Here is a 15463-nt window from a genome sequence, read left to right as displayed (position 1 = left end):
AAACTAACTACACGCTTCCACAGAAAATGACTGAATGTCATTCATGTATATTGTACATGAATATTTTAAAAACTGTCAATGCCGAAAGTTTATTTAAAATTTATTCCCTCCAGTTTGTATATTTCCTAATAATCTGTCAATACTGCTAGTAACATAATATTTTCTCCACTCCCCCTTGGAGAGATCCCTTGAATAGAGCAGTTAGCTTTTGCTAGCTGCTCTTCTTTACATTTATTTCACCCAACATACCGAATCATCGCTACTTCATCACAATAATCTACCTTTGGACAATGCCTACAATCAATCCATACTTTCTCTGGCAATGCATCTCTATTCACAAAATCAAACCCGCACTTTTGAAAAAATTCCGTTTCATATGTTAAAGAAATAACTCTACTCACTTTTATTTTCGCTGCCTCATTTATTACATGGTTTACTAACATACGTCCAATCCCTTTCCCTGCATATGTATGCGAAACGACTAACGACCGGACTTCTGCAAGGTCCTCCCCTAACACATGTAAACCAGCAACTCCGACGATTTCCCCCTCTTCTTTCACAACATACAAACACTGTAAATATTGGTAGAGAGATAAAAGAGAACGCGGTAAAACCACTCCCTCTTTTGCGTAAATCTCAATGAGACCATAAATTTCTTTCACATCACTCGTAACCGCATTAAAGATTTTCATATTCTATCCCCTTGCCCCTAATATTAATATTTATAATTTAAAATGAATTTTAATACATAATTTTATATAATAATACATCTCTCTTTTCTCCTCGTCAATCACTTTATACAAACAAAAAACCAAGCGATCTAATCGATGCTCGGTCCCTCATTTCGTATCGGTAATACGGTCGAATATTTAATTTCACGAAGTGCTAAACTCGTCTGTATCTTTGTAATACCAAGCTTATTTAGCTTTCTAATAAACTGCTCTAATTCTTTACGATCACGATTTGCAACCTTTAATAAATAATCATACTCTCCTGTTAAGCAGTGACATTCTAACACTTCAGGCATCGCTTCTAATTCTTTTTCCAGCACTTCCAACTTGTCAAATTGATGAATATTCGTACTCATAAAAATAAAGCATAACAAATCAAAACCAAGCTTTTCTTGATTTAAAATGGCTACTTGCTTATCAATGAATCCTTCTCCATCTAATCTTTTTATTCTCGCATGCATCGCAGCTGGTGATAAATTAACACGTCGCGCAAGCTCTGCATTACTTACTTGTGACTCCTTCTGCAATATATCTAAAATTTGTACGTCCAAATCATCCAACACTTTAATAACTGACGACTCCATTACAATTCCCCCTTTTTCTTACCGATGATTATTCGAAAAAACACCTTACAACTTATATAAAACTGAATATCATTTCCAAAACACTATCTAAAACAAAACATTTTATCAACTTTTATCCATTATACAAAATAATATATTACACAATAAAGAAAAATGCTAAAATTATTTACAATTCACATTGATTACAACAAAGGGGATTTTAATATGCCTTATTTTTATGTCTTTTTACTATTACTAACGAGCTTATTATGGGGAGGAAATTTCGTCGTTGGAAAATCACTCGTTGATCACGCATCTCCAATGACACTTACAAGTTTAAGATGGATGATTGCGATCGTTTGTTTATTACCAATGGTATGGTTTAAAGAAAAGAAAATCATTCCACCTCGTGCTGCCATACTTCCTTTAATACTAATGGGGATTTCAGGGGTCGCTCTTTTTAACATCTTTCAATTTCTAGCACTAGAGAAAACATCCGCAACGAATGTAGGGCTTATTTCTACATTAAATGCGATTTCAATCGCACTATTTTCTGTCTTATTTCTAAAAGAAAAAGTAAATACACTTCAAATTTTATCTATGATTCTTTCATTCTTCGGGGTTATCCTCGTCCTATTAAAAGGTAACTTTGCACTTTTATTTTCACTACATTTTAATAGCGGTGATTTATGGATGATTGCGGCAGTTTGTATTTGGGGAATGTATTCTGTTTGTAGTAAATGGGCAACAAAAACAACGACACCACTCATGGCCACATTATACTCTGGTATTTTCGGCGTTATTTTATTACTGCCATTTAACATTGGAAGCTTCACTGTTACAAATATCAACACTTCTTTTATAACATCACTTTTATATACAGGACTCATTTCCACAGTTCTTTGTATGGTATTTTGGAATGTTGGCGTACAAAAATTAGGAGCAACTACATCTGGTATTTTTCTAAACTTTAATCCCATTTTTACCGCTATTTTAGCATTCCTGTTCCTCGGTGAAGAACTAACATGGATACAAATTGTAGGGACAATAATCGTTGTGACAGGATGTTATTTATTTTCTCATTTCAAAACAGTTGCTGTTCAGCCAACTAGAGCTTTAATACGAAAACATTCGTAATGAAAAAACATCGTCATCTGAGTTGGCGATGTTTTTATTTATTCTTCATTTCTTTTATATACTGCTTTTCCTCTTCTGGTGATAAACGTTCTGTTGCCTTGCCAGTATCTCCACCTTGAAGGCTCCATAAAAAGTTGTGCTCCTCAACAGTTTGAGAAAAATCTCCTCTTTCCCATCTATTTATAATAGAAAATAACTTCATTTTATATTGAAAACCTGTACTATTTTCAATATCTCTTTTCACATTAGAAATTTCCTTGTTTGTCATTTCTACAAAACCCCATTTTTCAGAGGATTTTACCTTTTGGTGTACCATTTTGTGCATAGTAGAAATAATTTCACCTTCACTAACTTGTGAAAATTCTTCTGCAACTTTCTTCTCTTTTTCGTTTGCCACTTGCTGGGTTTGAATATTTTTATTTTCTTTTTCCACATATGCAAGCAATTTCTTTCCGCCAACTATAGACGAGAAAATTACTATAATTGTAATGCATATACCTACGCCCCATTTAAAAAGCATTATCTCTTCATCGCTTCTCTAACAAGATGACTATCTACATACTGCTTAAACTTCACAATTTTTCCGTTCTCAAGTTGCCATACATGAACAAATTCTGCTTCAAATGATTTTCCCGTGTCTTTATAAACTCCTGAATACATACCTTCAGCAATAATTACATCTTTTCCGCTTACTTCATGATATGTATTTACACTCGCTTTATAATCATCCCATTCTGATCCTAATCGGCTAAATACATTTTCCATTATTGCTTCTACACCGATATAAGTTCCCCCGTACGGGAACCCTTCTGCCTCTGTCCATTCTACTTTTTCAGAGAGGGCTTCTGCTAAATGTTTTGCATTCGAAGAAGCTGATCCTTCATATGTACTTCGAATAATTTCTAAATTTGATTTAGGCATGTTACTTCCTCCCGTTTTATTTATTTTTTATACACAGTGTAACCAAAACTGTTACACTGTGTGTAAAAATATTTAAATTGTTTTATTCTTACTCTACACATTGTAATCATTATAGTTACAACGATGATTCAAGTCAACAATTTATAAATAAGTTTACTTCGTTTTCATTACTTTCTCTTTTACGAAACGATCTACATATCCTTCTGCTTTTACAACGAATAAATACGCACCCATTGATAATAATGCAAGATCTAATTCATATCCTGGGTTCTTTCCATCTCCTAATAAACCTGCTGCTCCATTTACCTTTACGATTGCTCCAGCTAAAATAAGAGCGAATAGCAATCCTACATATCGTACGCCTAAACCGATAATTAATAATATACCACCAACTAATTCAACTGTTGCTACGCCATATGCAAGACCACCTGGTAAGCCAATGCTTGTAAACCAGCCTGCTACGTTATCGATACCTGATTGAAACTTCGCTAAACCATGTGCAAAGAACGTTACTCCTAACACGATACGAATAATTAAGTTACCAATGTATTGATTCATTTTGAACTCTCCTTTTTGTTTTGTTATGGTGAACTTTTATTCACAAGTCAAAACAATACGGTATTTCATTTCATTCGTCAAATACTTTTTTAAAGAAAACAAAAAACATTATCCCTTTTACGGATAATGTTTTCCTACAAAGTAGCGTTAATTCAAGCTTTTATTCTATCGCATAGAAAAAGTTGAAACATTTTTCCAGCACCAATATAAGGCAGTAAAGAAACGTCCTCTTCCACAACCATTCCAACAACATTCACTTTCTCATCTACAGGCAAATCATGTATGGCAACTTGCATTTCTCCAGCATATCTACCGTACAATTCATTATCAATTGTAATGCTGCCTTTCTTTCTTAAAATTGCATTCATTGGCTGTAAAATCACTTTATTTTCTTCTCGTGATTCTACAGACCGAATGACATCACGGGCTGGATCCAGCCTATTTGTATGCACTCGTTCCACTATTTTTAATACTTCTTTATCAGTTATAAACGCTTTGTACCGCAGCGGAATAACCCCTCTACTCGCACTCGCTATCTCTTGTACACTTTCTACACTTCCGCTTATATCCCCGATTAACACCTTATCGACACCACAATGTTGTACAAGTTCTAAATACGCTTCAAGCGGGCGCATATTGCGATGTTTTTCTAACGTTGGTAACCCTTCATATAACGGACCACGTTTTTCCGCATCTCCTGGAATAAATGCCATTGTTTTTATTCCGCACGCATGTAAATATTCGTTTTGTTTTTGTAAAAAGGACTTTGCTAGTCCTGTTTCTGGGCGTGGGTAAAAATTATGCCACGCTTCTACATTCTCGACCCGTATCTTTTCAGTAATTAACTCTTTCCAAAATGAATCTGTAATCGTACTCGCATTTAAAGCTACTTTCATCTTGTGAGATACGCGTGCGATTTCTTTTGGCGTGATGCCATAGTCCATTCGTAAACCAGTAATTCCCCACTCTACTAACTCTTCCACATTTTCGTACGTCATTCCTAAATGGTGTAGCGATTTTTGGGAAACATCAACCATTAATTCCATTTCATTTTCAAGAGCCTGTTTCCCAAGTATTTGAATTAACTCTTTATACGTATTTGGATCATCTTCTGGTATATGAAGTGATGTAAAAATAGATAAAAATCCGTTTTTCTTCGCTACTTTTAGCCATTCTTCTTGTTTCTTTACTCGCTCTTTTGAAAGATAAATTGATACTCCTAGCATATGAATCTCCCTTTCTATGAATAAAAAAAGAGAAAGGAATCCCTTTCTCTATATGTTTTCTGCCATTTCTTCTTTAAATCCGAAGAAGTACGTAAAGATGAATCCGAAAGTATATGCAACGACTAATCCAAGGAAATATAGTAAATATTTATTATCAGCAATTAACGGAATTAATGATAATCCGGATACACCAATTCCGAGTGCAGCTGTTTTCATAACTGCTTGGAATGCACCACCGACAGCTGCCCCTAAACAAGCGGTAAGAAACGGTTTCCCAAGTGGTAATGTAACCCCGTATAATAACGGTTCGCCAATTCCTAAAAATCCAACTGGTAATGCCCCTTTAATTACGTTACGAAGTCGTTTGTTTTTTGTTTTCACATAGATGGCGATCGCAGCTCCTACTTGCCCAGCTCCAGCCATTGCGAGTACTGGTAATAAAGGTGTTACGTGCGTTTGATTAATAAACTCCATATGAATCGGTGTTAAACCGTGATGTAATCCGACCATAACGAGCGGCAAAAATGTTCCTGCAAGTACTGCTCCCGCAAACGCGCCACCAATACTTAAAATACCATTAATTCCGCTTGTAATTCCTTCAGATAAGAAACCTGCTACCGGCTGAATGGCTAACATCGTTACGATACTTACGACTAACACAGTAATAAGTGGTGTCACGATAATATCAACTGCATTTGGCACTGCTTTTCGAACTTGTCTTTCCACTACAACCATAAGCCACGCTGCAAAAATAACTGCAAACAATCCGCCCCGTCCGGGTACGAGCGCTTCACCAAATAATTTTACAGTCGCCATCGCCGGGTTGAAAATTAAAATACCAGCAATTGCCCCAAGAACCGGTGTCCCGCCAAACTCTTTCGCTGTATTCCAGCCGACTAAAATGCCTAAGAATGTAAAGATACCGCCGCCAATGAGTAGCAACATTTGTAGCCACGTTGCATTCGGATCAGCACCTGCATTTTTCGCAAAGTTAGCGACCCCATTTATAATACCTGATGCAACAAGACCCGGAATTAATGGAATGAAAATACTTCCTATTTTTCGTAAAAAGTTTTTCACTGGTGTATTATTTTTCTTCTTTATCTCTGACTTCATCTCTTGCCCAAGATCTTCAAGGTGATGATCTGCCACCTCACCAATTCGGAGCCCCGTTAAACCTTCCATCTCAGCTGCTACTTTATTTACCGTTCCCGGACCAACGACAACTTGAAGCGTCTCATCTTCAATGATGCCCATAACCCCTTCAACCTTTTTCAAAAGGTCCATGTTTACTTTACTTTCATCATAAAGTGTTAATCGTAGTCTCGTCATACAATGCGCAATGCCACGAATATTTTTTATTCCCCCAAGTTGCTCCGAAATTTCTTTGGCCATTCTCTCTTCTTTCTTCATAATAGAATCCCCCTCCCTATTATTTATAGTGCCTTCTTCACAAACCCTTTTGCTTCTTTTAGTTTCTCTAGTGCTTCCCCATACTCACACTGCAACAACACCATAACAATCGCAGCTCTCACGTTACGTTCTGCTTTTTCATAATACTCTGATGCTACTTCATAACTAACCCCTGTTGCTTCCACAATAATTCGTTTTGATCGTTCTACTAACTTTTCATTCGTAGATTGCACATCTACCATTAAGTTTTTATATACTTTCCCTACACCAATCATAGAAGCTGTTGAAATCATATTCAGTACTAATTTTTGCGCTGTACCAGCCTTCAACCGCGTTGAACCTGTTAAAATTTCTGCGCCTGTTTCTACTTCCACATTTAGTTTTGCATATTTACTTATTTCAGCATTTTTATTACAGGAGATACTAGCTGTACTCGCTCCTACGCTATTCGCGTACTTCAAGCCGCCAATGACATAAGGAGTTCGACCACTTGCCGCAATTCCAATTACAGTATCTTTCTCGTTTAATCCAATACTTTTTAAATCTTCTCCCGCTAACTCTTGGCGGTCTTCGGCACCTTCTACCGCTTTAGTAAACGCTTTCAATCCACCTGCTATAAATCCTTGCACCATTTTATCATCTGTGCCAAATGTCGGCGGGCATTCCACTGCGTCTAAAATACCTAAACGACCACTTGTACCAGCCCCAATATAAATGAGTCGCCCTTCTCTTTCAAATGATTGAATTACAGTTTGCACAACCTGTTCAATCTGTTCTATTTCTTTTTCAACTGCTAACGCAACAGTTCGATCTTCTTCATTCATACTTTGCAGAACTTCTTTTATGCTCATCTCATCTAAATTCATCGTCTTCTCATTACGGTGTTCTGTCGATAAATTTTCTAACATATTCCCACCTACTTTGAAATTTAATTTCATACTTTTATTATAACTTTAAGAAATTTAAAATCAATATTACTTTATTATTTTATGAAATTTCATTTCTTTTCATGACGAATTTATGTCCGTCCGTATGCAAAAAAAGATGGGTTTCCCCCATCTTCTCATTTTAGCTTCCGTAATCGCAAAGCTTCTTCTCTTGTCTCCATAAATTGATCCAGCACTTTATTACCAATACGATTAAACGTAATGACATATAAAGCATCAATCATATTCAATTGCGTCATTCTCGAAGCAATACTTGCAATGCGATGATCTCGTTCTACATCTGGCATACAAAGACGAATATCTGCCTCTTTATATAACGGTGATGATTGATCAAGCTTCGTAATCGCAATAACTGTTGCACCTTGTCTCTTCGCATATTGCGCCATTTCAAGTACATCTTTCGTACGACCAGATGTTGAAATGGCCACAAATATATCGCCTTCTTTTAAATTTGTCACAAGCGGCAACATCATATGAAAATCAGATAGCATCATCGCTGTAAATCCGAGCCTTGTAAATTTATAAGCTCCGTCCATCGCCGGAGTAGCTGATCCGCCTACCCCGTAAAAAATAATTTTATCGGCATTTACAATATGATCTGCAGCTTTTTCAAGTTCTTTTTTATCTATCGCCGTCACGCTCGCCTCAATTGCAGCTTTATTCACATACGTAACTTTATTAAACAAGTCGTACGGTCCATCTTCCGTATTCATCACTGAAAAATCGTTAATATTATAATCAGCAATCGTTAATTCGCGAACGAGCGCGATTTTAAATGCTTTAAAACTTCCGATTCCAATCGACTTACAAAAGCGAACAACACTCGCCTCACTTGCGCCCGCATTCGTTGACACTTCTTTCGTCGTTAAGTTCGGAACAATCTCTGCATTCTCCGTTATGTACATGGCAACCTTCTTTTCAGCTGGTGAAAATTGATCCATATTACTTTCAATTTTAAATAGTAATGTTGAAGCTTTCACTATTTAACCTCCACTTCTTACGGTTGCGTTTACTTATTTTCTCTTGCTTCAAGAAGGTAAAAACCATCATCGCCAGGAGGATGAAACACATTTACAATGCGATTCCCTTTTTGGTAAACAGTTCTTTCCCCTTCTGTCCACTTCTTTTCCCAACCGTTCATCCAAATCGCAACATCAGGTAAAAAAGCAGTATATTTCAGCTTCTGGTCGTACTCACCATCTGCTTCTTCCGAGAAAATAGAAACCGGAAAATCTTTCACTTTTGATTCTTTCCATGCAGTAAATGGTATGCACAATAAAAGAAGTATAATTACACCTATAATCTTTCCCTTCGTAATCCTCAAACACATCCTTCTCCTTGTCATATCACATACATAGATTTTACCATAATTACAAACCTTTCATGCCACATGACTATTGCTTTTCCAATAAAAAAAGAGCTTACCTACATCAGATAAGCTCTTCCTCTTTACACGAAATATTTCTTTAAAAGCGGCGGCGTAATAATCGTTGTCAATATAACAACAATAACAATCGCTGTGAAATTTTCTTTCGCTAATAAATTTGCCGTAAGTCCATTCGCTGCGATGATAAGCGCTACTTCACCACGTGATACCATCCCAGCTCCGATACTAATAGAAGATTGAAGGTTGAATCCTGTTAGCCTTGCTCCTAAACCTGATCCAATTAACTTTGTGAAAATCGCAATAAGCGTCATAATGATAATGAACCAAAGCTGGCTTCCGATACCTTGAAATGTAATTTCCATTCCAATACTTACAAAGAACACTGGCACAAATATCGCATACGCAATCGGTTCAATTTTATGTTCTACCTCGTGCTTATACTCTGTTTGAGAAATGGCAATTCCGGCTGCAAATGCGCCAATAATACCTGCAATCCCCATCATTTCACTATAATACGAAAAAGAGAAACAAATAATAAGAGCTGCACTAATTAGAGCTTCTGTTACACGAAGTGGTACAAGCATTTTCATAATCCACGGAACAACTTTCCATGCGATAAAAACGATGCTGACGAAGAAAATAATTTTCTTTACGATAACAAGTGTTATATTCACATCTTGCGTTCCTAAAAAACTCATAACAAACGCTAATAAAATAACGACGATCACATCGTCAAATACGGCAGCACCTAAAATCGTTGTACTTTCTCTCGTATTCATTTTCCCTAAATCTCTTAGCGTTTGTACCGTAATACTAACTGACGTTGCGCAAAGTAATAACCCTAAAAAAATTGCATGAGATTGTATTAATCCAAACAGCAATCCTGTTACATAACCACCTATGAAAGGAAAAATAATTCCACCAGCTGCTACTGCAAATGATGATTTCAAATTCCGATTTAGTTCTTCTAAATCTGTTTCAAGTCCAGCCATAAACATAAGGAGTAAAACACCAATCTCACTCAGCTCATCAATCAGTTCAGAACTATTTATAATACCAAGTACAGCTGGACCGATAATAATACCGATAATTAATTTACCAAGTACAGAAGGCTGGCCAAGCCTTACGCTAATATCACCAGCTAATTTCGTACAAAGTAAAATGACGACAAGTTCAAAATAAAATAACATAGCATCTTCTCCTACTTTAACTTTAATCAGTGGGTCGTTAACCCTCGTCCATTCCTGCAAGTAGTTTCTCCTATTCATCCGCATTTTATTTGTCATATTTTTATTTGACAAAATATTCTGAATTATATTAAGATTAATCCAGCAATTTTAAAAAACTACGCACCATAACTGTACCTCGATTTCCTTACATACTCTTTTCTAGTGGGCTCATACTACATTCGCAGTTATGGAAATGAAAAACGGGGGGAGAGTCCAAAGTGAAATCATTATTACGAAAAAAGGCGATTACTACTGAATCACCACGACAACTACAAAGAACATTAACCGCACTTGATTTAACGTTTTTAGGAATTGGCGCCGTAATTGGCACAGGGATTTTTGTATTAACAGGTATTGTTGCAGCGAAACATTCTGGTCCTGGTATTATGTTATCATTTCTTATTGCTGCATTTACTTGTGCTTGTGTAGCCTTTTGTTATGCCGAATTTGCTTCTTCTATTCCTGTCTCAGGAAGTGTGTATACTTACGCATACATGACAGTCGGGGAAGTCGTCGCCTTCATCGTCGGATGGTGTTTAATGCTCGAATATTTACTGGCAGTCGCAGCAGTAGCTGTCGGTTGGTCTGGTTATTTACAGTCTTTACTACAAGGATTTAACATCCATCTGCCCGCCATAATCGCCTCGGCACCTGGCGTAGGAAAAGGTGGTCTCATTGATTTACCAGCTGTTTGTATTTTACTCATCATTACCGGTCTTTTAAGTTTTGGTATACGTGAAAGCGCACGCATTAATAATATTATGGTTCTGATCAAGTTAGCAGTTATTATCGCCTTTATCGTAGCAGGTGCAAAATATGTAAAACCTGAAAATTGGACACCGTTCATCCCATTCGGATACGACGGTATTATTACTGGAGCTGCTACTGTATTCTTCGCCTTCTTAGGCTTTGATGCAATCGCAACCGCTGCGGAAGAAACGAAAAAACCACAGCGTGATTTACCAATTGGCATTATCGGTTCCCTTCTTATTTGTACTGTTTTATACATGATTGTATCTTTCGTTTTAACAGGTATGGTTCCGTATACACAATTAGATGTTTCTGATCCAGTTGCATTTGCCTTACATTTCGTTGGCGAGGATACAATTGCAGGACTACTCGCTGTTGGAGCGATGACTGGAATGACAACCGTTCTCTTAGTCGTTATGTATGGACAAGTTCGCGTTTCGTATGCGATGAGCCGTGACGGTTTACTTCCAAAAGCGTTAGCACGTGTAAATAAAAGAGTGAAAATCCCTTTATTAAACACGTGGATTACTGGTGTTGTTGCCGCTTTATTAGCAGGACTTTTAGATCTGCACGTATTAGCGAATTTAGTAAATATCGGTACATTAACAGCCTTCACATTCGTTTGCTGTGCAGTACTTATTTTACGAAAAACACACCCTGACTTGAAACGCGGATTCCGTACACCTTTCGTACCTGTATTACCAGTTGTCGCTATTCTTTGCTGTTTATATTTAATGGCTAATTTATCTAAAACGACATGGATTAGCTTTATAGCTTGGCTTATAGTCGGTTTATGCTTCTATTTCTTCTACTCTAGAAAACATAGTCATTTAGCTACTGAAAAAGCAAACGATGAACAGAAAAAAGCATAACAAAATAGCTCGCCAATAAAACGGCGAGCTATCTTTCTGTATTATTATATTTTTTCGTTAACGATTGTAAAATGAAAAATATGCCGATGCAAGCTGTAAACGATGCCCAATTTCCTATTGGTGTTGAGTATTTAAAAACGCCAATACTTACAAGCAATAGAAAAATAATCACCTGATATATAAGCTTCCACTTTTGCATATATTCCCTCCTTTACTTCGTTCCCTTCTTTTTCTTCTTCCATGCATTTAAACTATCAAAGAAGAAGTTAATAAATAACGTGCCTAAACCCGCTAATAAAAACGTCATTAAAAATAGAACCCATATACTTTTTTCTTTTAAGAAATAATATCCTACAAGGAGCACAACCGCGATCCATACATATTCAAGAATTCTTTTTAACTTTTTCTCTTCCAAATTATTCGCTCCTTCATTCTATGCTACTTTTAGTATAACAAAAAAGAAGCCTATCATGATAAGCTTCTTTTCTTCTCTCTTATTTGTTTATGCTTTTTTCAACGAGTGAAATCGCATATTCCATCGTACGATTCATCGTTTCTACTTGTGTATCTTTTACTTTCGCATCTTTTAACACAGATTCTGCCACTGTAATTTTTTGACTCAATGATTTCACTGAACCGTCTGTTACATTTGCAGCTTGTGCTTTTTTCACTACTGCTTTTGCAGATTCAATATTCATTTGTAATTTTTCTTTCAATGTTTTCGGTTGTTCTACTACTTTAGATTGTATAAATGTTTGATTTGCAGTTTTTAATTCATTATATGCTTGAACAATTTGTTCTCCCGTACTCGCTACATTTTCAAACACTTGTTTTGCATTATTATAGCTTTTCTCTAATTCTTGAAATGCTTCCTTTGAATATTGACCTGGCTTATCCCCAAACTCATACGTACCAGCTAACACTTCTTTTACTTTTCCAAGTTCTTCAAATAACGCATTTACTTGCTCTAACTTCGTACGGTTATAAAACTCATTGTACGCTGCTAATACTTCTGAAGAACTTAACGCTTTACTATATAATTTCGCAAGCGCGATTTGTCCATTTAACGGAATACCACCATTCCCATTGCTATCAGGATCCGCTCCAAGTGCAAATGGTACATTTGGATGATACACTTTTCCTGTAGCCGGTTGGCTATTTACTTTTTTACCATCTACATAAATAGCTACTTCACTTCCGTTATACGTTCCTGTTAAGTGATATGTTTTGTTTGCTTCTAATTGAACGCCAACACGTTTATAACTGCCACCAATGTGAGCCCATAATTCAACATATCCACTTCCTGTAGATTCAAAACCAATTCCGCCACTCTCTGTATTTTGCAAAATACCTTGTCCGCGAATTTCATTCATTGCAAATACTGTTTCTAACGTAAACGTATTTGCAACTTTTTCTTTTTGTGCTGCTGAAAATGGAAGGTATCCAAATGTGTTTGCTTTTCCGTTTAATTTCATAACATTCTTTTTCAATGCTTTATCATATTCAATAGTCACATTGCCCTTCACATCACCTTTTGTACCAAATGGTGAATTGTCTTTAAATGTACCATCTGCAAAGTTCACATCGAAAACATCAGCCTTTGGTACTTTCACATTCGGGTCAATATTATCTTTTTTCGTAGTAATTTCCGCCGTTAATGGTTGTACACTTTCATTGCCAAATGAATCAATCGCAACTACTTCAAGTGTATATGTTTTCCCACCATCTAACCCTGCCAGTGTAAATGTGAGCTCTTTCGGCACTGGATCACGATAAAACTCTGAGAATGCCAACAATTTATTCTTTATTTCTCCCGTTTGCTTATCTCTAGCTTGTACGCGATAAGAGTGAACAAGAAGGTTATCCAGCGCTTGTGGGAATGTTACTGTTGCTGCATTTTCTGTTACATTTGATACAGCAAGCTTTGCATCCTTAGCAAAGTAAGGCTTTTCTTTATCACGATCTTCTACATGTGTAAATGTTTCTTTCTTTGCTGGTAATTTAATTTTCCAAGGCTCGCCTGTCCAAGAATTTGTATGGAAATCACGGCGATTGATCGTTACTTCTTTATCGTCTACTTCTACTAATAAGCCTTGGCTTAATGTACTAGCTCCTGGCGGGATCGTCCCTTGTACTTTACCACCTTCAACTTCCATATAACTTACTGAAGATGTACCAACTGATGTAAAGTCTTTTTGATGAATCGATCTCGGGTCATCTAACGGATAATGTGAATGACCTGAAAACGTAATAACTTGTGGATATTCTTTTAACACCTCGTTAATTTTCGCACTATCTTTTGTCCCCCACTCTTGGCTACCGTATACTGTATCTTTAATATGTTGGTGTAAAAATACGAAAATTGGTTTTTCCGGATCATCTTTTTGTGCCTTTGCCATTTCTTCTTTTAACCAATTAATTTGCTTGTCTGAATAATATCCATGAGTTGTCCCATCTTCCGGAGACATAACAAGGAAATGATACCCTTTTACCACTTTGTGATAGTAAATCGATTCCATTCCTGTTTTTTCTAAGAAACGCTTCTGTGCGCCCTCTACAGATAAACCGTTCCAATAATCATGGTTACCAAGAGAATTCATTCGCACGGCATCTTTATTTGCATTTTCATTATACACTTGCATGAAACGATCATATTGTTGCAGTGATCCTGAATCAGTAAAATCTCCCACAATTACAAACGCATCTTGTTTAGGTGCAAGTGTATTCAGTTGCTCGATTGCTCGTTTCCAGCGAAACGTATCATCCGTTCCACTATTCTTAATATGTACATCACTTACAACTGGAAAAACTATCTTCTTCTCACTCGGTGCCTTTTCTTGCTTTTTCTCTTCCGCTTTAACTGATGTACTCCACGGAAATGATACGAACGCTAATACAAAAAACATTAATAATCCAATAAGTCCTTTTACTTTGCGTAAAGCTGTTCTTTCCACGTGAATCCTCCTCATATAATCAATTAATTACAATGATTATTGTACTGAACACATATTAACTTCATATAAATTACAAATAAAATTTATTTAATTTTTGTAAATATACAGTCAATTTGTTGTAACATCCAACATTATTTGTATTATCTTATACAACCATCTTTTGTCTAACAGACTCTTATTCATGATTATGAGTTGGACGCCTATTAAACAAACTTTCCTGAAATTTTTTGCCCCTTTATTAACACAACTATCGTTTTGCAACATTTAATAGTAATAAAAAGAAACTATGAAGGGAGGAGCTATTAATGGCTTGTAAAAAAAATATCGGCTGTTATGCCCCTTTATCTATCATTTGCCCTCCCTATGATCCACCTACTCCCCCTGACCCACCATCTTGTGAATTAGTCAACAATGAATTCGCTGGTAATTTTTTTATAACAAAAGAAATTCCACCGCCTTCTGAAAGTTCTACATTAATCTTATGGGAAGGAGATGGTGTACTTAAAATATCGGGTAATATTTCTGTATATAATAGCACTAGTAGTACTGAAGCGGTTACGGTTCAAATTATTGGACAGGTGACAAATACTTTTACTGTCTATCCTGGCAACACAATGTCATATACAGGTCAATCATTACAATCTGTGGCAATTATTAATCTCCCAAATAATCCAATTCGGTATATAGAAGGAAAATATTGTTGTCAATTCTCATTTTGCTTTTAAAGTGATTTATGACCTCAACTTACAAACTATAAGAAAAAGCATACCATTTT

General features: G+C 36.3%; 17 protein-coding genes. 3 read left to right on the top strand and 14 right to left on the bottom strand.

Translation table 11 applies throughout. The features are described 5' to 3' along the window. Window positions 1–236 precede the first annotated feature (236 nt). Together PDK19_RS07495 and PDK19_RS07490 are read right to left on the bottom strand one after the other, a co-directional pair. Entirely contained in the window at window positions 237–692 is a 456-nt protein-coding gene (locus PDK19_RS07495) for an N-acetyltransferase (RefSeq protein ID WP_074567637.1), read from the bottom strand. 128 nt (window positions 693–820) lie between these two features. Then, entirely contained in the window at window positions 821–1315 is a 495-nt protein-coding gene (locus PDK19_RS07490) for an Lrp/AsnC family transcriptional regulator (protein ID WP_000446093.1), read from the bottom strand. Between the two features lie 204 nt (window positions 1316–1519). On the opposite strand from PDK19_RS07490, the gene PDK19_RS07485 reads away from it, so the two are divergent. Continuing rightward, entirely contained in the window at window positions 1520–2431 is a 912-nt protein-coding gene (locus PDK19_RS07485) for a DMT family transporter (RefSeq protein ID WP_001146279.1), read from the top strand. Between the two features lie 34 nt (window positions 2432–2465). Here the strand turns inward: PDK19_RS07485 and PDK19_RS07480 are convergent, their stop codons facing one another. The 9 genes from PDK19_RS07480 to PDK19_RS07440 form a co-directional block, all read right to left on the bottom strand. Next, window positions 2466–2951: a PRK06770 family protein gene (locus PDK19_RS07480; protein ID WP_014893279.1), complete on the bottom strand. Its 486-nt coding sequence runs from the start codon at window positions 2949–2951 to the stop codon at window positions 2466–2468. Continuing rightward, a complete protein-coding gene (locus PDK19_RS07475; RefSeq protein ID WP_014893280.1) occupies window positions 2951–3352 on the bottom strand; it encodes a nuclear transport factor 2 family protein in 402 nt (133 codons plus the stop codon). The genes PDK19_RS07480 and PDK19_RS07475 overlap by 1 nt, the downstream gene beginning before the upstream one ends. Before the next feature lie 153 nt (window positions 3353–3505). Then, window positions 3506–3910, bottom strand: a complete 405-nt coding sequence (locus PDK19_RS07470) for a DoxX family protein (protein ID WP_014893281.1) — start codon at window positions 3908–3910, stop codon at window positions 3506–3508. A gap of 152 nt (window positions 3911–4062) precedes the next feature. Then, the gene (locus tag PDK19_RS07465) at window positions 4063–5136 is read right to left on the bottom strand and encodes a DUF871 domain-containing protein (protein WP_074615251.1); all 1074 of its coding nucleotides are present in this window, start codon (window positions 5134–5136) and stop codon (window positions 4063–4065) included. Between the two features lie 48 nt (window positions 5137–5184). Then, window positions 5185–6549: a PTS transporter subunit EIIC gene (locus PDK19_RS07460; protein ID WP_000711286.1), complete on the bottom strand. Its 1365-nt coding sequence runs from the start codon at window positions 6547–6549 to the stop codon at window positions 5185–5187. 23 nt (window positions 6550–6572) lie between these two features. Continuing rightward, the gene (murQ, locus tag PDK19_RS07455) at window positions 6573–7457 is read right to left on the bottom strand and encodes an N-acetylmuramic acid 6-phosphate etherase (RefSeq protein ID WP_262722896.1); all 885 of its coding nucleotides are present in this window, start codon (window positions 7455–7457) and stop codon (window positions 6573–6575) included. Window positions 7458–7612: 155 nt separating this feature from the next. Beyond that, complete coding sequence (locus PDK19_RS07450) at window positions 7613–8476, bottom strand: MurR/RpiR family transcriptional regulator (protein ID WP_074615249.1); 864 nt, start codon at window positions 8474–8476, stop codon at window positions 7613–7615. Between the two features lie 29 nt (window positions 8477–8505). After that, on the bottom strand, window positions 8506–8820 hold the full coding sequence (locus PDK19_RS07445) for a hypothetical protein (protein WP_001223243.1): 315 nt from the start codon (window positions 8818–8820) through the stop codon (window positions 8506–8508). 125 nt (window positions 8821–8945) lie between these two features. Further along, entirely contained in the window at window positions 8946–10169 is a 1224-nt protein-coding gene (locus PDK19_RS07440) for a cation:proton antiporter (protein ID WP_374203341.1), read from the bottom strand. Between the two features lie 161 nt (window positions 10170–10330). Here PDK19_RS07440 and PDK19_RS07435 point away from each other — a divergent pair, with 161 nt between their 5' ends. After that, entirely contained in the window at window positions 10331–11734 is a 1404-nt protein-coding gene (locus PDK19_RS07435; protein ID WP_000838699.1) for an amino acid permease, read from the top strand. Between the two features lie 28 nt (window positions 11735–11762). On the opposite strand, the gene PDK19_RS07430 is transcribed toward PDK19_RS07435, so the two are convergent. The 3 genes from PDK19_RS07430 to PDK19_RS07420 all read right to left on the bottom strand — a co-directional run bounded on the left by PDK19_RS07430 (window position 11763) and on the right by PDK19_RS07420 (window position 14688). Beyond that, entirely contained in the window at window positions 11763–11933 is a 171-nt protein-coding gene (locus PDK19_RS07430; RefSeq protein WP_041184469.1) for a hypothetical protein, read from the bottom strand. A 12-nt stretch (window positions 11934–11945) separates the two neighbouring features. Further along, entirely contained in the window at window positions 11946–12149 is a 204-nt protein-coding gene (locus PDK19_RS07425; RefSeq protein ID WP_000391504.1) for a hypothetical protein, read from the bottom strand. Window positions 12150–12228: 79 nt separating this feature from the next. Then, window positions 12229–14688, bottom strand: a complete 2460-nt coding sequence (locus PDK19_RS07420; RefSeq protein ID WP_139303005.1) for a LamG-like jellyroll fold domain-containing protein — start codon at window positions 14686–14688, stop codon at window positions 12229–12231. A gap of 305 nt (window positions 14689–14993) precedes the next feature. On the opposite strand from PDK19_RS07420, the gene PDK19_RS07415 reads away from it, so the two are divergent. Continuing rightward, window positions 14994–15413, top strand: a complete 420-nt coding sequence (locus tag PDK19_RS07415; protein WP_000752309.1) for an S-Ena type endospore appendage — start codon at window positions 14994–14996, stop codon at window positions 15411–15413. Window positions 15414–15463: the final 50 nt, after the last annotated feature.

This window comes from Bacillus cereus group sp. BcHK124 (assembly GCF_027712065.1).
In the GTDB taxonomy this organism is placed as follows: Bacteria; Bacillota; Bacilli; order Bacillales; family Bacillaceae_G; genus Bacillus_A; species Bacillus_A pacificus.
This window is presented reverse-complemented; position numbering and strand designations above follow the sequence as displayed.

Bases quoted from the DNA above. Each gene is read 5' to 3' on its own strand.
- PDK19_RS07495 (WP_074567637.1), bottom strand. From the start codon at position 692: ATGAAAATCTTTAATGCGGTTACGAGTGATGTGAAAGAAATTTATGGT.
- PDK19_RS07470 (WP_014893281.1), bottom strand. From the start codon at position 3,910: ATGAATCAATACATTGGTAACTTAATTATTCGTATCGTGTTAGGAGTA.
- PDK19_RS07475 (WP_014893280.1), bottom strand. From the start codon at position 3,352: ATGCCTAAATCAAATTTAGAAATTATTCGAAGTACATATGAAGGATCA.
- PDK19_RS07430 (WP_041184469.1), bottom strand. From the start codon at position 11,933: ATGCAAAAGTGGAAGCTTATATATCAGGTGATTATTTTTCTATTGCTT.
- PDK19_RS07465 (WP_074615251.1), bottom strand. From the start codon at position 5,136: ATGCTAGGAGTATCAATTTATCTTTCAAAAGAGCGAGTAAAGAAACAA.
- PDK19_RS07440 (WP_374203341.1), bottom strand. From the start codon at position 10,169: ATGACAAATAAAATGCGGATGAATAGGAGAAACTACTTGCAGGAATGG.
- PDK19_RS07480 (WP_014893279.1), bottom strand. From the start codon at position 2,951: ATGCTTTTTAAATGGGGCGTAGGTATATGCATTACAATTATAGTAATT.
- PDK19_RS07490 (WP_000446093.1), bottom strand. From the start codon at position 1,315: ATGGAGTCGTCAGTTATTAAAGTGTTGGATGATTTGGACGTACAAATT.
- PDK19_RS07415 (WP_000752309.1), top strand. From the start codon at position 14,994: ATGGCTTGTAAAAAAAATATCGGCTGTTATGCCCCTTTATCTATCATT.
- PDK19_RS07485 (WP_001146279.1), top strand. From the start codon at position 1,520: ATGCCTTATTTTTATGTCTTTTTACTATTACTAACGAGCTTATTATGG.
- PDK19_RS07460 (WP_000711286.1), bottom strand. From the start codon at position 6,549: ATGAAGAAAGAAGAGAGAATGGCCAAAGAAATTTCGGAGCAACTTGGG.
- murQ (WP_262722896.1), bottom strand. From the start codon at position 7,457: ATGTTAGAAAATTTATCGACAGAACACCGTAATGAGAAGACGATGAAT.